We start from the raw sequence: 21,866 nt of genomic DNA, 5'->3' as shown, positions 1-21,866 counted from the left end.
GGAGAATTACCTGTGAATAACGGTATCCTACATCAAAATTACAATAGTAAAAAGTTTGATATTATTAAAATATCTTTAGCATCTCCTGAGGTCATTCGTTCATGGTCTCACGGTGAAGTTAAAAAACCAGAAACTATAAATTATAGAACATTTAAGCCTGAAAGAGATGGATTATTCTGTGCAAAAATCTTCGGCCCAATTAAAGATTATGAGTGTCTATGCGGTAAGTATAAGAGACTTAAGCACCGAGGCGTAGTATGTGAGCGTTGTGGTGTTGAGGTAGAAAAAGCTTCTGTCCGTAGAGAAAGAATGGGACATATAGATTTGGTATGTCCTGTAGTACATATTTGGTATTTGAAATCTTTACCTTCTAGAATTGGCTTATTCCTTGATATGCCATTGAAGAATGTTGAGAAAGTTTTATATTTCGAGTCTTATATAGTTACAGATCCCGGTATGACTCCGTTAGAGAAGAAGCAGCTTCTTACGGATGATGAGTACGCAGAAGCTTTAGAGAACTATGGTTATGAGTTTGAAGCATCTATGGGTGCAGAGGCTATCAGAGATTTATTAGCAGATACGGATCTTGAAACTGAAATAGAGTCTTTACAAGCTGAATATGAAGAAAGTAAGTCTACAGCCAAAAGAGAAAAAGCAATCAAGAGATTGAGACTTCTTGAAACTTTCCAAGCATCTGGAAATAAACCTGAGTGGATGGTAATGACTGTATTACCAGTTTTACCGCCAGATTTAAGACCATTAGTTCCAATTGAAGGTGGTAGATTTGCAACTTCTGATCTTAATGATTTGTATCGTAGAGTAATTAATAGAAACAATAGACTTAAAAAACTATTGGATTTAAATGCTCCAGATATTATTGTTAGAAATGAAAAGAGAATGTTACAGGAAGCTGTAGATGCGTTACTAGATAACGGTAGACGTGGTAGGGCTGTAACAGGTTCAAATAAACGTCCACTTAAGTCTCTTGCTGATATGATAAAAGGTAAGCAAGGACGTTTCCGTCAGAACTTACTTGGTAAACGTGTAGACTATTCTGGTCGTTCTGTAATTACGGTTGGTCCATCTCTAAGATTGCATGAGTGTGGTTTACCTAAGAAGATGGCATTAGAGCTATTTAAGCCTTTTGTATACTCTAAGTTAAGGTTAGGTGGTTACGCAACAACCATCAAACAAGCTAAGAGAATGGTTGAGCTTGAAGAAGCTGTTGTATGGGATATTTTAGAAGTTGTTATTAATGAGCATCCTGTATTACTTAACCGTGCTCCAACACTTCATAGACTTGGTATTCAGGCATTTGAACCTAAGCTAATCGAAGGTAAAGCGATACAGCTACATCCTTTGGTTTGTGCAGCATTTAACGCTGATTTTGATGGCGACCAAATGGCTGTACACGTACCATTAACTGTAGAGTCTCAATTAGAAGCTAGAGTATTAATGATGTCTACAAACAACATCTTATCTCCAGCATCTGGTCAGCCAATCATTACTCCTACTCAAGATATTGTACTAGGTTTGTACTATATCACTAGAGAGAAAGAGGGCGCTCAAGGTGAAGGTAAATTATTCTCAAACTATGATGACGTTAGTAGAGCATATAACTCTGGCACTATAGATATCCATGCTAAAATCAAGCTTAGAATAGATAGACAAGTTTTTGATACTAAAGGTAATACTTATAACGAGAAAGGAGTTGTGAATACTACTGTTGGTAGAGCATTACTTCTTAATATATTACCTGAAGGATTATCATTCTCGCTATTAAATAAAGTGCTTGTCAAGAAAGAAATTTCTAAAATCATTAACCAGGCATTTAGAGTGCTAGGTGGCAAAGCAACTGTGGTTTTAGCTGATAAACTAATGTATGCAGGTTTCAAATACTCAACATTATCAGGTGTTTCTGTAGGTGTTGATGATATGACAATACCTGAAACTAAAGAAGCTAAAGTAGAAGAAGCAGAAAAAGAAATTAAGCATATTACAGAGCAATATCAGTCATCATTAATTACAGAAAATGAGAGATACAACAATATCATTAATATTTGGAGCAAAACTTCTGATGAGGTTGGTGCTTCAATGATGGATGCTATATCTAAAGATACTGTAATGGTGAATGGTGAGAATAAAGAAATTGAATCGTTTAACTCTGTATATATGATGGCAAAATCAGGTGCAAGGGGTTCTTATAACCAGATGAGACAGCTTGCAGGTATGCGTGGTCTAATGGCTAAGCCAGATGGAACGATGATTGAAACTGCTATTACGGCGAACTTTAGAGAAGGTTTGTCAGTATTGCAGTACTTTACATCTACCCACGGTGCTCGTAAAGGTTTGGCCGATACAGCATTGAAGACGGCTAACGCTGGTTACTTAACTCGTAGACTTGTGGATGTTGCTCAAGATTTAGTTGTTATCGAAGAAGATTGTGGTACTGATGATGGTTTAATGTTTTCAGCTATCGTTGAAGATGGTGAAGTTAAAGTTCCTTTAGTAGAGAGAGCTTTAGGTAGAACATTGGCTGCTGATGTTGTGACTGAAAAAGGAGTAGTGCTATTAGAAGCGGGTACTCTACTGGATGAAAATCTTGTTGAGATACTTGATGATAATGGTATTGACATGATCAAGGTTAGATCTCCAATTACATGTAAAACTCGTAGAGGCTTATGTGCTAAATGTTATGGTCGTGATCTTGCTCGTGAGAGAAAGGTGAATGTCGGTGAATCTGTCGGTGTAATTGCTGCTCAGTCAATTGGTGAGCCAGGTACACAGCTTACGATGAGAACGTTCCATACTGGTGGTGCAGCATCATTGGGTATTACAGTATCTGATATCAAAGTTAAAACTGCTGGTAAGATTAAGTTCAAAAACATCAGAACAGTTACAAATAAAGATGGCCAAAATATAGTTATATCAAGAGCTGGTGAAATTATAGTTTCTGATACTATGGGCCGTGTTAGAGAGCAACATAAAATCCCTATGGGTGCGGTTGTTCCTTTAGCAAGTGGCAAGGGTGTTGAGATTGGCGATGTTATTGCTACTTGGGATCCGCATGCTCAACCATTGATTACAGATGTTGCTGGTAAAGTAGTTTTAGAGGATGTTATTGATGGTATCACATCAAAGCATACGTATGATGATCTAACAGGTCAGCAAACTATTGAGATAACTTCAATATCTCAAAGAACAACATCTAAGAACTTAAAACCTGTTGTTAAGATTGTTGATGAAAAAGGTAATGAGCTTAAATCAATTTCATTAGCTGTAGGTGCTGTATTGAATGTTGCTGATGATTCGGTTCTAGAGGTTGGTGATGTGGTTGCTAAGATTCCTTTAGAAGGGTCTAAGAACAAGGATATTACAGGTGGTCTTCCGCGTGTTGCTGAACTTTTCGAAGCTAGACGTCCAAAAGATGCTGCTATATTATCACCTTGTGATGGTGTGGTTAGATTGGGTAATAGAGATACTAAAGAGAAGCAAAGAATTGAAATCTTAGATAAGAATGGTCATATTACAGAAGAAATACTGTTACCTAAGTCTAGACATTTGGTTGTTTTTGATGGTGAACCAGTATCAAAAGGTGATGTTCTGGCGGATGGACCTACTGATCCACATGACCTTCTAAAGTATAAGGGGCTTGAGGCGTTTGCTGATTATATCTTAATTGAGGCTCAGTCTGTATATCGTATGCAAGGTGTTGTAATTAATGATAAACATATTGAGACTATTGTCAGACAAATGTTAAGAAAAGCGACAATACTTGAGGAAGGTGATAGTAAGTTTGTCAAAAATGAAAGTATTGAACTAGTAAGAATACTTGAAGAAAATGACAGATTATCTAAAGAGGATAAATCATTGGTTGAGTATGAACTTACTTTAATGGGTATTACTCGATCATCTTTATCTACAGAGTCGTTCTTGTCTGCTGCATCATTCCAAGAAACGACTAGAGTATTAACAGAGGCTTCAATACATTCTCAAGTCGATCAATTAAGAGGACTTAAAGAAAATGTTCTTATTGGTAGGTTGATTCCGACGGGTACTGGCTTAGCAGTTAGAAAAGAGTCTAATAAGATTGAGAAGATGAGAGAAGAGCTTGGTGTCGAAGATAATACACTGTTTACAGATGCATCATCATTTGACACTGAAGAGTCTTCTTCGTTTGAGAATCAAATTGAAAAAGAAGACAAGGATATCAATGAAGATATTGAAGAGTCATTGAGAAACGCCTTGGAATCTTTAGACTTCTAATAATTTTCAATAAATCCATATCACATATCTTATATATGTGATATTAAATAGTTTTTCTAATTTATCTATCAAATTAAGTTTTATAATTTCAAAAAAATTAACTATAATATTGTCAATATATTTTTTTAAGAATGTAATTTATGTTTAGTACAGTTAAAAAGTTATTTTGGCAAATATTGTTTGGTTTGGCAATTATTGTAATTGTGTTTTTGTCTATATTAAATACTGATAATGTTAGCTTTGATTATATATTTGGTAGTACAACATTGCCCCTAATGGTACTTTTGTCTATAGCTTTTGTTATCGGCTTAGTTGTTGGTTCTTTTATAACCAAGTTTATTCAGATTACAAAAACTAATGGTGGTGCAGGGACTGCTAAGAAGTAATGCTTGTTCTCGGTATAGAAAGCTCTTGTGATGAAACTGGCGTATCTGTTTATGACTATAAGTCTAAGACTATTATTGCAGATACTTTATATAGTCAAATTGAATTGCACAAGAAGTATGGTGGTGTCGTTCCAGAACTTGCATCTCGAGAGCATATAGCTAAGCTTAATGTGTTGACTAAACAAGTCCTCGAAGAGGCTGATTTAAGCTTTGATCAAATAGGTTGCATTGCATATACAGCAATGCCGGGACTGGTCGGCGCTTTGATGGTGGGGGCAACTTTTGCTAAAACTTTAGGGATGATTCATAATATTGATACTGTTGCTGTGCATCATCTCGAGGGACACCTACTATCTCCTCTTCTAGATCAAAATAGTGTTATAGAGTACCCATTTGTAGCACTATTAGTGTCTGGAGGTCATACACAGTTATTTGAAGTCAGAGGTTTTGGTAACTATTCTCTGCTGGGTGAGTCTATTGATGATGCTGCCGGGGAGGCATTCGATAAAACTGCCAAACTTTTAGGAATGCCATACCCTGGTGGAGTCGAAGTGGCTAATCTTGCTGATAAAGCTGCAGATAAAAATAGGTATGATTTACCTAGGCCAATGAAAAACAAGCCTAACTTAGATTTTAGTTTTAGTGGTTTAAAGACTGCGGTGCTAAATACTTGGTATTCAGAAGAGGATAAATCTCAAGAAAATAAGGCAAATCTTTGTTATGCTTTTCAAGATGCAGCTGTAGATGTCTTAGTATCAAAATGTAGCAAGGCTTTGAAGCAAACAAAAAATAGAAGATTAGTGATTTCTGGTGGTGTTAGTGCAAATAAATTGCTACGTTCTAAGTTGGATATACTATCCAAGAATAAGGGTTATGAGATATTTTTCCCTCCAATGAAATATTGCACAGATAATGGTGCTATGATAGCCCTTGCTGGTGCCTATAGATATGCTAATGGCTATAAGGATTCTGACTTAAGTATTAACGTCAAAGCAAGAGCTCAAATTTAGGGCTACCATAAATAACTATCAAAAATATTAGTTTCATGATATTATAATATCGTAAATAATAAATTCCATACTCACATCATGTGGGTTAAATTCAAAAAAAGGTTAAAGGTTCTAAATGAATAATAATGAAATAATACATCAGACCATTGAAAAAGAAGGTAGTATAGTCTGGAAGAGTGTCTTTGGACTTCTGCTTTTGCCGTTGGTTACAATTATCGCTGTCCCATGGTATGCAATGACTATTGGGTTCACTACTGCTGATTATGTATGTCTTGTAGTTTTCTATGCACTTACGGGTGTGGGTATTACAATGGGATACCATAGGTTATGGTCTCATAAGACATACAAAGCTAATAAGATTGTAAGTTATGCACTTTTGCTTTTTGGTACTGCAGCATTACAGAATAGTGTAATTCAATGGTCATCAGATCATAGAAAACATCATAAAGATGTTGACGATCCTGTCAAAGATCCTTACGCTGCGACAAGAGGATTCTGGTTTTCACACTTTGGTTGGTTGCTAAGACATAGTAGCCCAGATGTTCAAGAAATTAGAGGTATTAATGATTTATTGAAAGATAAGGCATTGGTATATCAGCACAATAACTACACTGTGCTAGCTATTCTAGCATGTTTTGGTTTACCTGCGCTGCTTGGATTTGTTTTTGGTTTCTTATCTGGCGGTACATTAACTGCTGCTTGGCATAGTGCTTTGGGCTTCTTAGTTTTGGGAGGCCTATTGAGAGTTGTATTAGTTCATCATGCGACTTTTTGTATTAACTCTTTAGCACATACTATAGGAAGAAGACCATACTCTACAAAAAACACAGCTAGAGATAGTTGGATAACAGCTATTGTAACTGGTGGAGAAGGTTATCATAATTATCATCATGCTTTTGCCGGAGACTATAGAAATGGTATAAGATGGTTTGATCTTGATCCTTCTAAATGGTTCATTGCTGGATTAGCAAAGATAGGTTGGTGCTATGATCTTAAAACTACGCCTAAGCATTTGATTGAAATTGCAAAAGCAAAGGTTAAACTTGATGAGGCATTAACTAAAAAGAATAAAACATTCCACTTAGGTATTGAAGAAATGTACGCTAAGTTAGTTACAAATGTCAAAAATATGTATAGTGCTAAGCAAGAATACTTAAAAGCTAAGAAAGAGAATGTATTATCTAAGGCTGATATAAGAGAAATTAAATCAAAGTATAAAGATTTAAAAATTGAATTTATTCAAGCAAAGAAAAAATATAATAAAGCTAGTACGACAGCATAATCTAAATAAATATTTCTTAAGTATTCTCTTTCAAAAACTTTCCCTCTAATCTTTTATAAATATAAGTCTTAAAACTATGTATCAAACGTTGTAGGTTATTTAGTAAATTTGTTCTTAATGCACATAATAATTTAAGTGATAATTGACTAGATGGTTCATATCTAAGCTATTTACTAGATTCTGTAGTCAAGCTCTAACAGAATGTAATATTGCCTTGATACTATATCCAAAAAGGTGTGTCTATAATCTTTTAACGAGCTTTATAACCAAAATATGCTATAACTTTATAGAAAGTAAGGGGTATTTAGACTTGTTGCTTTCAGGAACTACTCTTAAGATATAAATATTTAGTGATTAACGAACTATTAAATTATCTAATTTAGTTAGAGTCGTCTAACTCAGAAGTTTTATGAGCACCTCTAAAAGTTTATCTTAAAAGTCTCTAATTGAGCCAATTATATTTCCTAATATAAGTCTTTTTGCTATTATTTTGTATTTTCGATTAGATTGAAAAATAGATACTAGAAATGCTGGAGTATAGTGGCATACGAGTTTATATAATTATTCTCAATATTATATAAATAATATATAAATAATATATAAGGTTAGTTATAAACTCTTAATAAAAAGATAATCATTTTCATATTCACAAAGTGTTGTCATATTATTGTAATAGATTCTAATAATATAGGTGGTTGATTTTATTGAAATATAGAGAGTATAAAGAATAAATTAGATTTTAGCGGCAGACTTAAGATTATCTGCCTTATCTATTTTTTCCCAAGAGAATTCTGGTAATTCACGACCAAAATGGCCATAGTTAGATGTTTTACGATAAATTGGTCTAAGTAGATCAAGATTTTCGATAATCTTACCGACTCTAAGATCAAAAGTTTCTGAAACTAGTTGTTCAATTTTGCTATCAGCAATTTTGCCTGTACCAAATGTATTAATCATAAGTGATACTGGCTTTGCCACACCAATCGCGTATGCTACTTGAACCTCGCATTTATCTGCTAGGCCAGCTGCAACAACATTTTTAGCGATGTATCTACCCATATATGCACCAGAACGATCTACCTTAGATGGATCTTTACCAGAGAATGCACCACCACCATGATGAGCTGCTCCACCGTAAGTATCAACAATAATTTTTCTACCCGTAAGACCGCAATCTCCTTGAGGACCACCTATTAAGAATACACCTGTTGGATTGATGTGATACTTCGTATCTTTTGTGATTAGCTCAGCAGGAATTACCTCTTTTACAATTTCTTCTATTACAGCATCATGAAGATCTTTTTGTGAGATTGATTCATTGTGCTGAGTGGAAAGTACGATTGTATCAATAAATTTAGGTTTATCATTTTCGTAAGCAAGTGTAACCTGAGCTTTTGCATCTGGTCTTAACCAAGCAAGTTTTCCTGATTTTCTTAACTCAGCTTGCTTTTTCATTAGTAGATGAGAGTAGTAAATAGCAGAAGGCATAAGAGTAGGAGTTTCATTTGTCGCAAAACCAAACATGAGCCCTTGATCTCCGGCACCAAGGTCTTCTAGTGATCCACGATCAACACCTTGGGCAATATCGCCTGATTGTTTACCAATAGCATTTATAACTGAGCAAGTCCTTCCATCGATACCTTTGTTTGCGTCATCGTAACCTGTTTCAACAATTACTTTTCTAACTAACTCTTCAATATCTATCCATGCAGAAGTTGTGATTTCACCAGCAACTAGAGCCATGCCTGTTTTTACAAGAGTTTCACACGCCACACGAGCATTTTTATCTTGTTTTAGGATTTCATCTAAGATGGCATCTGAAATTTGATCAGCTAGTTTGTCTGGATGTCCTTCTGAAACTGATTCGGATGTGAATAAATAATTTTTTGACATTTCGTTCTCCCTTTTAGTTTTGCTAAAAGGTTTCTAGAAAATCTTTTATAAAATTTAGTAGAAACGCTTTAGCTTATTATTTAGTGTCGCAAGCAAGTTGTTTGTTAAATTCAGCGACTTCGGGTATTATATATTATGTTTATGTAAAGTCAACTATTGACATTTTGGTTAAGAGACTTTAAAGTATTGCTATTAAATTTTTGCATAATTTTTGCTAGGTTTATGGCTGCTAAGCTTAGCTAAGAAAAGTTTGAAATATAAAAAGATAAAACCGGAGAATAATAAATGGTAGTAATTCGTATGGCTCGTGGTGGAGCTAAAAAGCGTCCTTTCTATAGAATCGTAGTTGCTGATAAAAGAAGCCCAAGAGATGGTAGATTTATCGAGAAGCTAGGTTTCTTTAATCCTTTAGCTAAAGGTGGTGAAGAAAGATTAAAGCTTGATGTAGCTAAAGCTGAAGCTTGGCTTGCTAAAGGTGCTCAGCCTTCAGATAGAGTAGCTAGCTTAATCAAAGAAGCAAAAAAAGTTGCTTAATAGCATCATTTTCATAATAATTTTTCTTTTATGTCACAGGACTTCGTAGAAATAGCTAAGATTGGTGCTACATATAAGCTTGATGGTGAGCTTAATTTATATCCTTTGGCGAATTCAATTGAAACTCTTTTAAGCTATGGTGACTGGTATATTCAATTGCCAGCTAATAATATTTGGCAACCCCTCAAAGAAGAAAGTGTTTTTAGAAGAGGGGATAAGTTGTATATTAAACTTGCTAGTGTTGATAGTGCAGAAGTAGCTAAGAAATATGTAAATTCCCTAATTGGTGTACCAAAAGAAGCCTTACCTAAGGTTGAAGAAGATGAAGCCTATTTCAAGGATTTGATAGGTTGCTCAGTAGTTAATATGGTGAATGATTCATTTGGTAATGTCATTGATATTATTGAAACTGGAGCCAACGAGGTTCTTGTTTGTAAGAATGATTCTGGTGAATATTTAATTCCTTATGTTAAGCAATATATAGTTAGCCAAGATCTTGAGTCTAAAAAAATAGTCGTTGATTGGGAATATGATTATTAGTCAATAATTCTTTCCTAATAATATGTTGTTACCTACTGCTAAGCATTAGCGACATATTCTTTTTATGTTGGAAAAAGTATGTGAAATCACTTAGCACTGCGCTATCGTATTTTATAAAATACTAATCGTCAATGTGCATTCATTGCTACAAAGTGTATTTTATCTCTCAAATATTTGTGTTTGTTTGTTGTAGGTAATACAATTAGGGAAGATTTAGAATAGGTGTTCAAAATGAAATTCGGAATAATATCTATATTTCCAGAAATGTTTAGGGCAATAAGTGATTTCGGGATTACTGCTAGAGCAGTTAAAGACTCTAAAATATCTATAAATTATTTTAACCCTCGTAGTTATGCAACAGATAAGCATGCTACTGTAGATGACACTAGTTTTGGTGGTGGCGCTGGTATGGTTATGAAATATGGACCTTTATCTGAAGCTATTAAAGAAGCAAAAAGTACTTTAGGTTATAATGCAAAAGTAGTATACTTGTCACCTCAGGGTGGTGTTTTTAATCATGAGAAGGCTCTTGAGCTTTTGCAAAATGATTCACTGATACTACTTTGTGGCAGATATGAAGGGGTTGATGAGCGCCTTGTACAAGATCATGTCGATGAGGAAATCTCTGTAGGTGATTTTGTATTAAGTGGTGGTGAGCTCCCTGCTATGCTAGTTATGGATAGTCTGATAAGGCTATTGCCAGAGGTGTTGGGTAACAAGGATTCCATGATTGAGGATTCTTTTTATGATGGTCTTTTGGACTACCCACACTATACAAAGCCAGCTGTTTTGCCTGATGGTAACTCAGTACCTGGTGTTTTGTTATCTGGTAATCATAAGGAAATAGCGAAATGGAGGCGTAAACAGAAGTTGATAAGGACTTATGAGCGTCGTAAAGATTTAATCGAGTGCCTATGCCTATCTGAAGAAGATAAGCAAATTATAAATGATTATAAAATGGATATGGTAAGCACAAAAGGAGAAAATAATGAAAAATAAATTTGTTGAATTAGTAGAAAAGTCACAAATCAGAACAGATCTTCCAGAATTTAATCCAGGTGATTCAATCACTGTTAATCTATGGATTAGAGAAGGTGATAAGCAAAGAATTCAGGCTTTTAAAGGTTTTGTTCTTAGAAAAAGAAACAGAGGTCTTCACTCTGCTTTCACAGTGAGAAAAATGTCTTCAGGTATGGGTGTAGAAAGAACTTTTCAAACGCATTCACCTTTGATTGACAGTATCACTGTTGAGAAGAGAGCAGATGTACGTAGAGCTAAGCTATACTACATGAGAGGTCTTACCGGTAAGGCTGCTAGAATTAAAGAAAAAGTATAATTCTAGGAAAATCAAAAAGTGTCTACAGCTGTTGATGCTTTTCTTGATAATCTTTGGCTTGAGCACGGTTTAAGCCAAAACACTATTTCATCTTATCGTACAGATCTAAAGTTTTTACAAAATTATTTCTCGCAAGCAGAATTAATTAGTCTTGATTTTGAGCAATTATATGCTTTTATATCTTATCGTTCTAAGAATGGCTATAGTAGCCGATCTAATGCGCGTATGATATCTACATTACGTAAGTTCTATAATTGGCTTATATCGACAGGACAAGCTACTACTAATCCGACTACAAAATTAACTTTACCGAAGTTAGCTAAAAGGTTGCCTAAAGATATGACAGAAGTTGATGTCGAAAGGCTACTTCAAGCGCCTGATTTAACAGATGATATTGGTATTCGTGATAAGGCAATGCTAGAGCTTATGTATGCTACAGGTTTGAGAGTTAGTGAGTTGGTTGGGCTAAATACTCATGATATTGATTTGAATGTCGGGGTAATACAAGTCATGGGTAAAGGCTCGAAAGAGCGAATTGTGCCGATAGGAGAGTATGCACTTGAATATTTACACAAGTATTTTGAAGAGTCGCGTGAGTCGTTAGCAAAGAATTTTAAAGAGAAAGCAGTCTTTATTAGCAAACATTCAAAGAGAATAACTCGTCAATCTTTTTGGCATCGTATTAAGAGCTATGCGCTTATTGCGGGTATAAACACAGATATATCACCACATACTCTAAGACATGCTTTTGCAACACATTTGCTCAATCATGGTGCCGATCTTAGATCGGTTCAGTTATTGTTAGGTCATAGTAATGTATCAACAACAACTATTTATACACATATATCTCAAAATCGCTTACAAGAAATATACCAAAAACATCATCCAAGAGGTTAAAATTATTAGAGCCAGTGTTATTTGCTTAACTTAGAAGGTATGTTTAAAAGTGATACTGAAACTTAAAAGTATAGTAAAAGCTAAACCAGGAAAAAGGTTTTATTTATTGCATAGATATTCTCGTAAAAAATTATCTAATCCTCTAGTTTTATTAATGTTTTTAATAATTTCAATTGTGGCTTTGATACTTGGTCTAATTATGCTATTTACTCCTGGACCAGGATTATTTTTTATAGGATTAGCTTTATTACCATTTATTGCAATAAGTAAAAAACTTGCAAGATCACTTGATAAGTTAGAGATATATTTGCGTAGAAAAATAAAGAAGAAGCTATAGAAGTTTATTTGATTAAGTTTTCCTATCTAAGATATCATCAAGTTAATGAAACATAAAAGTATTATTGATATAATTAAAGGCAGTCCTTGAATTGTTTCCCTCTAAAAATATGGAGTAAAAATGAATATTCGTAGCGTTGATTACTATGCAGATAATGCAGCCGAAGAGTTTACAAAGTCTTTGAAAGAAACTGGTTTTGCGGTTTTAAAGACTCATCCTATTGATTGGAATCTTATCCAAGCTGTATATAATGAATGGCAAGATTTCTTAAAGTCAGGTGATGCTGATAAATACTTATTTGATGTTGAAAATCAAGATGGATATTTTCCAAAAGATGTCTCTGAGGTTGCAAAGGGTGAAACAGTAAAAGACATTAAGCACTTCTATCATTTATATTTTCCTAATGGGCGATATCCTGAGGAAGTAAGTGGTGCAGCTAGAGAAATGTTTGAAAAAATGATGAAGCTTGGCGAGACACTTCTTGAATGGATAGATGAGCATATGGATCCAGCTGTTGCTAGTAAGCTACCACAACGATTAAGAGATACTGTTTCTTATGAAAGTACGTTGTTAAGAATATTACATTATCCTGCTATGAAAGGTGATGAAGAGCCAGGTGCAGTAAGAGCTGCAGCACATGAAGATATTAACTTAATTACATTGTTGCCAATAGCTTCTTCACCAGGTTTACAAGTTTTGTCACCAGTAACTAATCAATGGTATGATGTGCCATGTGATAGTGAGTCTCTAGTTATAAATATTGGTGACATGCTTCAAGAAATGACTAATGGTGAGTATATTGCAACTAAGCATAGAGTTGTAAAGCCAGAAGGTGAAATAGAAAATCTTGATCGAGTTTCAACACCATGCTTTATACACCCTAAACCAGAAGTATATTTATCTGAAAAATACCCTCAAGCTGGAATATTTCTAGAAGAAAGATTGAAAGAATTAGGTCTAAAATAAGCGTATATATGACACAAGAACAAGTTGTTTCTTATTATGAGAGTCAAGCTCATGAAGATGAGGTAAGCAGTATTCTTGAAAAAGCTAAGCAAATAATAGATGCTCAATCCTCATTAAAAAATCATGCCATAGTTCTTGATATTGATGAAACTTCATTGAATCATTATTATCCTTTTAAAGAAGTAGGCTTTCCTCAACAGGAGAATCATCAAATTTGGGATGAACTACTTGCAAAAACTAGTGCTTATCCAATCAAGGCTACTTTAGACTTCTATCTTTACTGTCTTGCTAAAGGACTTAAAATATTTTTCATAAGTGCGCGTATTGCTAAGCATCTAGAAGCGACAAAACAGGCATTACATAATGCTGGTTATGTGGGTTTTGAAGATGTATTTGTTTTTCCAAATAACTTGACAAAATATGATTCTAAGGGCTTTAAAAATTTTAAGGCAGAGAGAAGGGCTTATATTGAATCTCTAGGGTATAAGATACTTATCTCGATAGGAGATCAATCATCTGATCTAGTCGGAGGTTATGCTCTTTATACCTTTCAGTTACCTAATTATTTATATGGAGAAAATTCAGTTTTTTAGTAAACTGATTTTGATTTAAATATTAGATAATTGCCTATGAATATTAAAATCGCACAAGCTATAAGAAGTAGGATACTTATACTTTGATCGAATAATATAAATGCAAATAAAGGCCCCCAAATAATATAAGTAATATTTAGTGACATTGCTAAAGTTACATTTGAGTACTTAAATGCTTGCATATATGCTAGATCTGCAATATAACCAACAACACCAATAGCGGCTATAAGTAATAGCACATAAATACTAACTGTATCGATTATAATCCAAGTGAATGGTAAGAATATTATAATTGTAGAGATCTTACGTAGAAAAAGTAATGTATTTGCCGAGACATCAGCATTCAACACCATTTTGTAGATAACTCCTTCTAGTCCCCAAAAAATAGCTGCTAAAATTGCAAAGCTAAGACCTATAATGCTATTTGCCTGATCAAATAATTCATTATATGCTGTTAGGGTAATACCAATTAAAACAATTATAAATCCTAATATTTTCAGAGGAGTTAAGCTTTCTTTAAGAAAGATTCTCGCGCCTATCATTCCTACAGCAGGATAGCATGATGATATTATGATTGCCGTCCCAGTAGAGATATCTCTTGTCGAAAGCATGTACATAGTCATTGCAAGTCCACCTAGAAGCGGGATACAGCATATACTTATAATTTGCCAAAGCTTTAGATCTTTAACTTTTTTTACAGATGATTTTGATACGACACTAACAGTTGCTGCAACTCCCAAATCATGTATGGATGTAAGCCACATTGAAACTAAAAAAGTCATTGTGAGAAGTGTGTGAACTTGTCCTGCTAATGTATAGTCAAGCCCCCAAAATATTCCAGACAGCGAGCCAAATAGAAAAGCTCGTTTTTTAAAATTCAAACTAAAAAACCTGAGAATAAGAATAATTTATCTATACATTAGCTAATTGAATGAAATATTACAAGTATAGATGTTTATATAGTTTGAAGTTATCCGCTGATAGGCTCTTTTTGAGGTTCTATTAGTATTTCATTTATGGCAACATTTTTAGGTTGATTCATCGCAAAAATTATTGTCTCAGCTATTTGTTGTGGCTGTATGAAATTATCTGAATCATCGCTAGCATATTTTTTGACAGCCTCACTATCTGTAGACATGTTTTGCAGTGGAGTAGCAACATTACCAGGCTGGATGTTGATAATTCTGACATTTTTATCAATTAACTCCAAACGAATTGCTCTAAGTGTATATTCCATAAAAGCCTTTGAACCTGAGTAAATTGCTAGACCTGGAAAGGCTTGCCTAGCAGCATCAGATGTTATGTTGATTAGCATGCCTTTATTTTTGATTAGTGATGGTAGTACAGAGTATAAAAGATTAGCGAATCCTATGACATTAGTATTTATTGTAGTCATCCATTCTTGGTAATTTCTATTCTCTATACATTGATAATACATAACACCTGCGCAGTTAATGACATAATCAAATTCACCAAAGTTATCTATACTTTGGTTTATAAAACTTTCTACTTGAATTAAATTCTGGATATCTACTGATTGAAAAAATACATTATCACCTTGAATATCAATTTCACGACGCGAGCATAAAGATATTTTCATTTGCTTTTCTCTGCATGCATTAGCAATAGCTTTACCCATACCACTAGAGGCACCGACTATTAATACATGTTTATTTGTAAGTAAGCTCATCTTTACCTCCTAGAAAAATATTATTTATATATTCAGCAGTTATTTCTGGATAATTGATATTGATTTCTTTCATGATTCTTTGGTAATTAGTTCTATCATAGTTACATATTGATGAGTCGATGTTTAGCTTATCATTTGCTAAGAACTTTGTTGAATCATCTATAATAGTATCAAGCCAATTATTATATTCGATAGTTTCATAATTGAAACATTTAGCTAATATGTTTGCGTTAAGAAAAATTTTGTTAGTAATATTAAGGATATTGTAGTCTGGTTTAGTCAATATAAGATGTTCTACAATCTTAGTTACATTATCTACTGGAGTCATTTCTAAGTTTATATTTTGAGGTATTTTCTTCTGGGTAATTATTTCTTTTAGTAGTAACCAGTTCGTATCGGATTTGTTTATATAGCTAGGTGTTTGAGGTGAGAGATTTCCTAGTCTTAAAACACTTGCATTAAGACCTTTTTCAATCATTTTATGAACGAGTTTTTCTGCTGCCCACTTTGTTTGTGAGTAGCCAGACTCTAGTGATTCAATCCAATCAATGGAGTTAGATTCATCAAAAATTTTATTCAGATGTAATGGGAATATTCCATTAGTGGATATGTATATTAAATGTTTACTTTTATTCGTAAGACAAAAATCAATACAATGTGCTGTTCCATCAAGATTGCTTGGTTTCAAAGCATTATAAGGTAATAGTAGGTTAACAGACGCTGCTGTATGAATAACAGTATTTATCTCTTTAGATAGTTCTAACCATTTTTTACTATCTAAACCAAAGTTTGTTTTAGTAATATCTCCATTTAAATATACTATTTTTGAGTTTGTTTTAACGTTAAGTTTTTCAAGAGTTTTTTCGACTCTTTGTCTCGCTTGATTTTCATCTGTAGCTCTTACCAAGCAGTAAATTGTTTGTATTTCATCATTTGATATTAAGTGAGCTAGAAGGTGAGAACCTAAAAATCCTGTTGTGCCTGTCAATAAGATATTTCCAGTATTTGTAGAGGGTAAATCTTCGCAAATATTTGATTTTATTGTGGTTGTAAATTTATTAATGTCATCTAAGATCTCTTGGGTTATCTTTTGTTTTGTTGAGGATTGATTATTTGTTACTAGATTATAACTATCTTGCAAAGAACTTTTTTCAACAAAATTGCTGATACTAATATCAAAGCCAAACTCTTTTAGATTACTTATAAGTAACATTGCAGATAAGGATGATCCACCAAGCTCAAAAAAACAGCTTGTTAGAGATATATCATCTTCAGATATATTTAAGATATTTGACCATAATCTTTTATATTCTTGCAAATTATTGATTGCTTGAACTTCTTGAGTTTCAATGATTAAATCGTCATATTTGATACTATTTCTATCAAGCTTGTTTGAATATCTATTAAGAGGTATTTCATCGAGTAGAACAATATATTTAGGGAGCATGTAGTGAGCTAGATGAGGAGCAATTTTGTCTAGTAGCTTTTTAGAAGGCTTATTGTTATCTTTTAGATTCCACTGTTGGCGAAAAGTATCTTGATTCTCTTTGGGGATCTCTAAATATGCAATCAGTGATTCTGACATTCTTGTAGCACCAGTTTTATCGACTATACAGTGCATTATGTCGAGTTTATCTTTTATAACTGATTCAATAAATGGTAGTGAAAGGGTATAGCCTCTTAGTTTGATAATATAATCACATCGACCATATATTGTTATTAATTGTCCATCATCTGAGAGCTTACCAAAATCTCCAGTTTTATAAAGTCGCTTTTTGATAGGGCTATTTGCTGCAGAGATAAATCTTTCTGCATTCAGATCAGGCCTGTTAATATATTCATTAGCTAATCCTATAGAATGGATATATACTTCTCCTTTTTGACCATTCTTAACTATTTCTTTATTCTCATTAAGTACGACAGCATCAACCTTTGGTAGTACATGACCAACAGGTACAATGCCATCTTCTTCTAAATATTTATCATTTGGGTGTAATTTGTATACTGCAACATCGTGACATTCAGATATGGAATACAGATTATATATATTTGTGGAGCTCATGAATTTTTCTAGTTTGTATTGTAACCAGCTAGAAACTACTTCACCATTTAACCAGCAGGTATCAATATCATGAAATATTTCTATAGCAGTATCTTCAGAGGTTGATAATAAAGTTTCAAGATACGAAGGTGTAAAAAGAATCTCATTAATCTTCTTGTTTTTGATATATTTTGCAAGAGCTTTAAAATCATAAAGAACTGTATCTGGAATTATATTAGTTCTTCCACCTTTTAATAAAGGTCTAAAAGCTTCCCAGAGATAGTAAATATTACAACCAATCGAACTACTATTATCATATGGTTTGATAGTTTCTCTAATCTTATATGATTCTAGGATTGCTCTATGAGATATTGAAATTCCTTTATTTTTACCTGTAGTACCCGATGAGTATACTAGCCAAAAATCTTTTTCTGGATCTATGTTTATATCAGTAGGTACTTGAATCTTAGAGTCATCACATTTTGAGATGATACTTATATAATTTATACATTTAACTGATTTAATATCTGGTATCTCATCACATAGGATTAGGTCTGGGTTTGTATCGTTAATAATATCTTTAAGCAAAGGTAAAGGAAATGATTTATCTAACTGTACGCAACTTGCTCCTATACTTGATACTGCTAAAAAGGCAATGATAATTTCATATCGTTTTGAACTATATATAGAGATTATACTATTATGATTATAGCCATTTTCTGACAAGTATCTCGCTAGATTTATAATTTGGTTAGCTGTTTGCTGATATGTAAGCTCAATGTTTTCATCAGTAATAGCTATATTATTAGGTGTTTGTTTAGCTTGTATAAAAAAGCAATTACTAAGAGTGTTCGGAATCACTATTTTAAGAGTGTTTATCTGAGTATTAATAACTATGTTAAATGATTTGACTGATGAAGATAAGTAAAGAATCAAAAAATGCTCATTTTATTAATATTTATGGAAGCTATTGTTATGAACTAAATATAATTATAAATTATCAAACTTACAAAAATTAGTTTACAATAAGGTTAGGAAGAAGATAGTTTTCTTTGAATAATGATAGATAAAAGTGGGTATCGAGCAAATGTAGCGATAGTTTTACTAAATAGACAAAATAGAGTGTTTTGGGGTCAAAGAAAGAGTAGAACTTCATGGCAATTTCCTCAAGGTGGAGTCGCAGTAGGTGAGACGCCTTTACAAGCGATGTATAGGGAATTGTATGAAGAGATAGGTTTACGTCCTCATGATGTTGAAGTGATTGCATCTACTAGAGACTGGTTTAAATATGACATTCCTGATTCGTTGGTAAGAAGTCGTGAGCCAGTATGTATAGGGCAGAAGCAAAAATGGTTTTTACTAAGGTTAAAAACTTCAGAAAATAATATTAACTTGGAGGCTAACGACTCGCCTGAGTTTGATAATTGGCGATGGGTAAGTTATTGGTATCCAATAAATCATGTGGTTTACTTTAAGCAAGAGGTTTATAGAAAAGCTTTGACCTATTTCAAAGAATATATAAATTGATTATTTGTTCAATCTTTTGTTTTCAACAAATGCTTTTGACCATAAGTAGGTAAAAATACCTATGTATCCAGCAAGAATTACGTCAGAAATGAAATGGTCTAATATAATAATTCTACTAGCAGCAACAAAACAGCATATTACCAAAGCTATGACAGTGATAAATTTTTTATCAAAAAAGTTGGCTATCGCAAGTAAGCCAGCAAAAGTTAATGCTGTATGACCAGATGGCATAGAATTATAAGCTTTTTTAAAAGAGAAAAAGTGAAAACCATATCTGTTGTCAAAGAGTAACATTTCTGGTCTATACCTTGCTAATATGACTTTGACTATAGTGGTGATTAAAATAGTCATTATCAAGGTTAATGACATAATATAAAGCTTCTCTGAAGGGTTTTTGGTTATATGCTTATATATGCAAATTAGAGTTATTATAATTGCAAGTATAGCCCAAACCTTAGGCGAGAATACTTTAGATGTCATAGCAGCTATTGTACTAATTCCAGTGCCAAAAAAGTCACTAGTATGTATAAAGTTTGCTACTTTTATATCTAAGAAGCTATAACTGAGTGATACAACGATTAATGTTACGATACCGTATAAAAAAGTTCTTTTTGCAAGCTTACAATCAAGACATTTCATAGCTAAATTTATTCAAAATTACCAAATTAGTTGATAAAGTATAATACTATTGTAAGTAATTTTAAATACTAAGATGTTTGATCAGGGCTGGTATAAAAAGGCTAAGTGTATAAAAAGCTCAAATTTCAATCAAAGGCCTAATAGTAGTATCATCAGTCTAGTAGTTATACATTGTATAAGTTTACCAGAAGGTGAGTATGATAATACTAATGTTGAGAAGCTTTTTACCAACAAGCTTGATTGTAAGCAACATGAGAGCTTCTTGAGTTTGCAAGGTGTTGAGGTATCAGCACATTTTTATATTAGAAGAGATGGTGATGTAATACAGTTTGTATCCGTGGCTGATAGGGCTTGGCATGCTGGAGTAAGTCAATTCAATGGTCAAGAAGGATGTAATGATTTTTCGATAGGGATAGAGCTGCAAGGCACTGATGGTAGTTTGTATAGTCAACAGCAATATGAGTCGCTCAATATTTTATTAAAAGATTTACAACAAAGTTATCCAAGCTTGATTGATATCGCAGCTCATAGTGATATTGCTCCTGGTAGAAAAACAGATCCAGGTAGTTTTTTTGAATGGGAAAAAGTAGATTTTAAGTCTAAAGGAGGTCGCAGAGATGAGTAGAGAACAACAGTTAATAGATTTGTTGTACAAAGAAGTTGTGCCAGCAGAAGGCTGTACGGAGCCAGTTGCTTTGGCGTATTGTGCTGCAAAAACAAGAGATGTGCTAGGGCATATACCTGATAGGATAGATGTTTTTGCCTCTGGTAATATGATTAAAAATGTAAAAAGCGTAACTGTACCGAATAGTGGTGGAATGATTGGTATAGAAGCCTCTGTTGCAATGGGTACAATCGCAGGCAATGCAGCTAAAGAGCTTATGGTTATTTCTGGAGTGACTGATGCAGAGTTACCAAAAGTACAAAAATATCTAGATAAAGATTGCATTAAAGTGTTTAATGCATCTGTACCTGTAAAACTATATATACGTATAGAAGCATATCACAACGAAGATAAGGTTGTGGTTGAGTTTAAATATACACATACAAATATTACTTTAATCAAAAAGAATGATGAAGTTATTTATGAAGTTAATGATGAAGATAATAAGAGTAATCTTGTTGATGAAATAATTTCTAAATTTTCAATTAAAGAGATTTATGGAATCGCATTACAATTAGATACATCTAAAATTAGTGATATGTTAGATAAAATTGTTAAAGATAATTCTAATATATCTAATGAAGGCTTAGCTCATCAGTACGGTATCCAAACAGGTAGAAATATTCGTTCAGGAATTGATAACGGTTTCTATGGTGATGATATCCGTAATCGTGCGGCAGCTGCAGCATCGGCTGGAAGTGATGCTAGGATGGGCGGTTCGGCTTTGCCTGTGATGACAGCTGCGGGTAGTGGTAATATAGGTTTAACATTATCTTTACCATTGATCGAATTTGCTAAGTCAAGAGGTAAGTCTCAAGATAAGCTTTATCAAGCTTTATTTTTTGCAATTGTATCAACGGTTTATATAAAGTCACGTATCGGTAGACTATCTGCGTTATGTGGTCCTACGTGCGCATCAGCAGGAATTGCTGGTGGTCTTGCAATGATGCTAGAACTATCGGAAGAAAAAGTTGAGAAATCTATTATTAATGCCTTAGCAGGAATTATTGGTATTATGTGTGATGGCGCTAATTCATCATGCTCTATTAAGATAGCAAACTCCGTATATGCAGCGTTTGATGCTGTAAATGCTGCAATGCTTGGTAATACGGTAACTCCACATGACGGTATTGTTGGTGATGATGTAGAAGATACTATCAAAAATATTGCAATATTGGCTACGGGCAAAGGAATGAATGAAACAGATGATGCTATCTTAGGGGTGATGACAGGAAGATTAGCTGAAGTTTGTAAATAAATTACAA

The 21,866-nt window shown here is 33.6% G+C and carries 20 protein-coding genes; 15 read left to right on the top strand and 5 right to left on the bottom strand.

Annotated features, from left to right (window positions below):
- Nucleotides 1-12: 12 nt before the first annotated feature.
- The 4 genes from rpoC (at nt 13) to FQ699_RS01620 (ending at nt 6,944) form a co-directional block, all read left to right on the top strand.
- Nucleotides 13-4,266, top strand: a complete 4,254-nt coding sequence (gene rpoC / locus FQ699_RS01635) for a DNA-directed RNA polymerase subunit beta' (RefSeq protein ID WP_146420847.1) — start codon at nt 13-15, stop codon at nt 4,264-4,266.
- Nucleotides 4,267-4,406: 140 nt separating this feature from the next.
- On the top strand, nt 4,407-4,652 hold the full coding sequence (locus tag FQ699_RS01630) for a lipopolysaccharide assembly protein LapA domain-containing protein (RefSeq protein ID WP_013922415.1): 246 nt from the start codon (nt 4,407-4,409) through the stop codon (nt 4,650-4,652).
- Nucleotides 4,652-5,662 carry a tRNA (adenosine(37)-N6)-threonylcarbamoyltransferase complex transferase subunit TsaD gene (gene tsaD, locus FQ699_RS01625; RefSeq protein WP_146420846.1) on the top strand — a complete coding sequence of 337 codons (1,011 nt, stop codon included), beginning with the start codon at nt 4,652-4,654 and terminating at the stop codon, nt 5,660-5,662. Before FQ699_RS01630 ends, tsaD begins: the two co-directional genes overlap by 1 nt.
- A gap of 115 nt (nt 5,663-5,777) precedes the next feature.
- The gene (locus FQ699_RS01620) at nt 5,778-6,944 is read left to right on the top strand and encodes an acyl-CoA desaturase (protein ID WP_146420845.1); all 1,167 of its coding nucleotides are present in this window, start codon (nt 5,778-5,780) and stop codon (nt 6,942-6,944) included.
- A 732-nt stretch (nt 6,945-7,676) separates the two neighbouring features.
- Here the strand turns inward: FQ699_RS01620 and metK are convergent.
- The gene (gene metK, locus FQ699_RS01615; protein WP_146420844.1) at nt 7,677-8,837 is read right to left on the bottom strand and encodes a methionine adenosyltransferase; all 1,161 of its coding nucleotides are present in this window, start codon (nt 8,835-8,837) and stop codon (nt 7,677-7,679) included.
- Nucleotides 8,838-9,122: 285 nt separating this feature from the next.
- On the opposite strand from metK, the gene rpsP reads away from it, so the two are divergent.
- The 8 genes from rpsP (at nt 9,123) to FQ699_RS01575 (ending at nt 14,040) form a co-directional block, all read left to right on the top strand.
- Nucleotides 9,123-9,371: a 30S ribosomal protein S16 gene (rpsP, locus tag FQ699_RS01610; RefSeq protein WP_004287066.1), complete on the top strand. Its 249-nt coding sequence runs from the start codon at nt 9,123-9,125 to the stop codon at nt 9,369-9,371.
- Between the two features lie 30 nt (nt 9,372-9,401).
- Nucleotides 9,402-9,911 carry a ribosome maturation factor RimM gene (gene rimM / locus FQ699_RS01605; protein ID WP_146420843.1) on the top strand — a complete coding sequence of 170 codons (510 nt, stop codon included), beginning with the start codon at nt 9,402-9,404 and terminating at the stop codon, nt 9,909-9,911.
- Between the two features lie 231 nt (nt 9,912-10,142).
- Nucleotides 10,143-10,910: a tRNA (guanosine(37)-N1)-methyltransferase TrmD gene (gene trmD, locus FQ699_RS01600; RefSeq protein ID WP_146420842.1), complete on the top strand. Its 768-nt coding sequence runs from the start codon at nt 10,143-10,145 to the stop codon at nt 10,908-10,910.
- Nucleotides 10,900-11,247 carry a 50S ribosomal protein L19 gene (gene rplS, locus FQ699_RS01595; protein ID WP_013922421.1) on the top strand — a complete coding sequence of 116 codons (348 nt, stop codon included), beginning with the start codon at nt 10,900-10,902 and terminating at the stop codon, nt 11,245-11,247. Before trmD ends, rplS begins: the two co-directional genes overlap by 11 nt.
- Before the next feature lie 18 nt (nt 11,248-11,265).
- Nucleotides 11,266-12,144, top strand: a complete 879-nt coding sequence (gene xerD / locus FQ699_RS01590; protein ID WP_146420841.1) for a site-specific tyrosine recombinase XerD — start codon at nt 11,266-11,268, stop codon at nt 12,142-12,144.
- A 154-nt stretch (nt 12,145-12,298) separates the two neighbouring features.
- A complete protein-coding gene (locus tag FQ699_RS09770; protein WP_224728109.1) occupies nt 12,299-12,481 on the top strand; it encodes a PGPGW domain-containing protein in 183 nt (60 codons plus the stop codon).
- Between the two features lie 120 nt (nt 12,482-12,601).
- Nucleotides 12,602-13,447 (top strand): 2OG-Fe(II) oxygenase family protein, encoded by an 846-nt coding sequence (locus FQ699_RS01580; protein WP_146420840.1) that lies wholly within the window; start codon nt 12,602-12,604, stop codon nt 13,445-13,447.
- Between the two features lie 8 nt (nt 13,448-13,455).
- Entirely contained in the window at nt 13,456-14,040 is a 585-nt protein-coding gene (locus tag FQ699_RS01575) for an HAD family acid phosphatase (protein ID WP_146420839.1), read from the top strand.
- On the opposite strand, the gene FQ699_RS01570 is transcribed toward FQ699_RS01575, so the two are convergent.
- From FQ699_RS01570 to FQ699_RS01560, 3 genes are all read right to left on the bottom strand, one after another.
- Nucleotides 14,037-14,921 (bottom strand): DMT family transporter, encoded by an 885-nt coding sequence (locus FQ699_RS01570; RefSeq protein ID WP_146420838.1) that lies wholly within the window; start codon nt 14,919-14,921, stop codon nt 14,037-14,039. The genes FQ699_RS01575 and FQ699_RS01570 overlap by 4 nt on opposite strands.
- Nucleotides 14,922-15,010: 89 nt before the next feature.
- Nucleotides 15,011-15,730: an SDR family oxidoreductase gene (locus FQ699_RS01565; RefSeq protein ID WP_146420837.1), complete on the bottom strand. Its 720-nt coding sequence runs from the start codon at nt 15,728-15,730 to the stop codon at nt 15,011-15,013.
- Nucleotides 15,711-18,707 carry an SDR family oxidoreductase gene (locus tag FQ699_RS01560; RefSeq protein WP_146420836.1) on the bottom strand — a complete coding sequence of 999 codons (2,997 nt, stop codon included), beginning with the start codon at nt 18,705-18,707 and terminating at the stop codon, nt 15,711-15,713. Before FQ699_RS01560 ends, FQ699_RS01565 begins: the two co-directional genes overlap by 20 nt.
- A 123-nt stretch (nt 18,708-18,830) precedes the next feature.
- Here FQ699_RS01560 and FQ699_RS01555 point away from each other — a divergent pair, with 123 nt between their 5' ends.
- Nucleotides 18,831-19,298 carry an RNA pyrophosphohydrolase gene (locus FQ699_RS01555; RefSeq protein ID WP_013922429.1) on the top strand — a complete coding sequence of 156 codons (468 nt, stop codon included), beginning with the start codon at nt 18,831-18,833 and terminating at the stop codon, nt 19,296-19,298.
- Here the strand turns inward: FQ699_RS01555 and FQ699_RS01550 are convergent, their stop codons facing one another.
- On the bottom strand, nt 19,299-19,937 hold the full coding sequence (locus tag FQ699_RS01550) for a phosphatase PAP2 family protein (protein WP_146420835.1): 639 nt from the start codon (nt 19,935-19,937) through the stop codon (nt 19,299-19,301).
- A gap of 73 nt (nt 19,938-20,010) precedes the next feature.
- Between FQ699_RS01550 and ampD the strand changes: the two genes are divergently transcribed.
- Both ampD and FQ699_RS01540 read left to right on the top strand, forming a co-directional pair.
- Nucleotides 20,011-20,562 (top strand): 1,6-anhydro-N-acetylmuramyl-L-alanine amidase AmpD, encoded by a 552-nt coding sequence (gene ampD, locus FQ699_RS01545; RefSeq protein WP_146420834.1) that lies wholly within the window; start codon nt 20,011-20,013, stop codon nt 20,560-20,562.
- On the top strand, nt 20,555-21,859 hold the full coding sequence (locus tag FQ699_RS01540) for an L-cysteine desulfidase family protein (protein ID WP_013922432.1): 1,305 nt from the start codon (nt 20,555-20,557) through the stop codon (nt 21,857-21,859). Before ampD ends, FQ699_RS01540 begins: the two co-directional genes overlap by 8 nt.
- Nucleotides 21,860-21,866 lie beyond the last annotated feature (7 nt).

The sequence above is a fragment of the Francisella salimarina genome (genome assembly GCF_007923265.1).
Taxonomy (GTDB): Bacteria; Pseudomonadota; Gammaproteobacteria; order Francisellales; family Francisellaceae; genus Francisella; species Francisella salimarina.
Note: the sequence above shows the minus strand (reverse complement) of the source record. Positions and strands in the feature narration are given on the sequence as shown.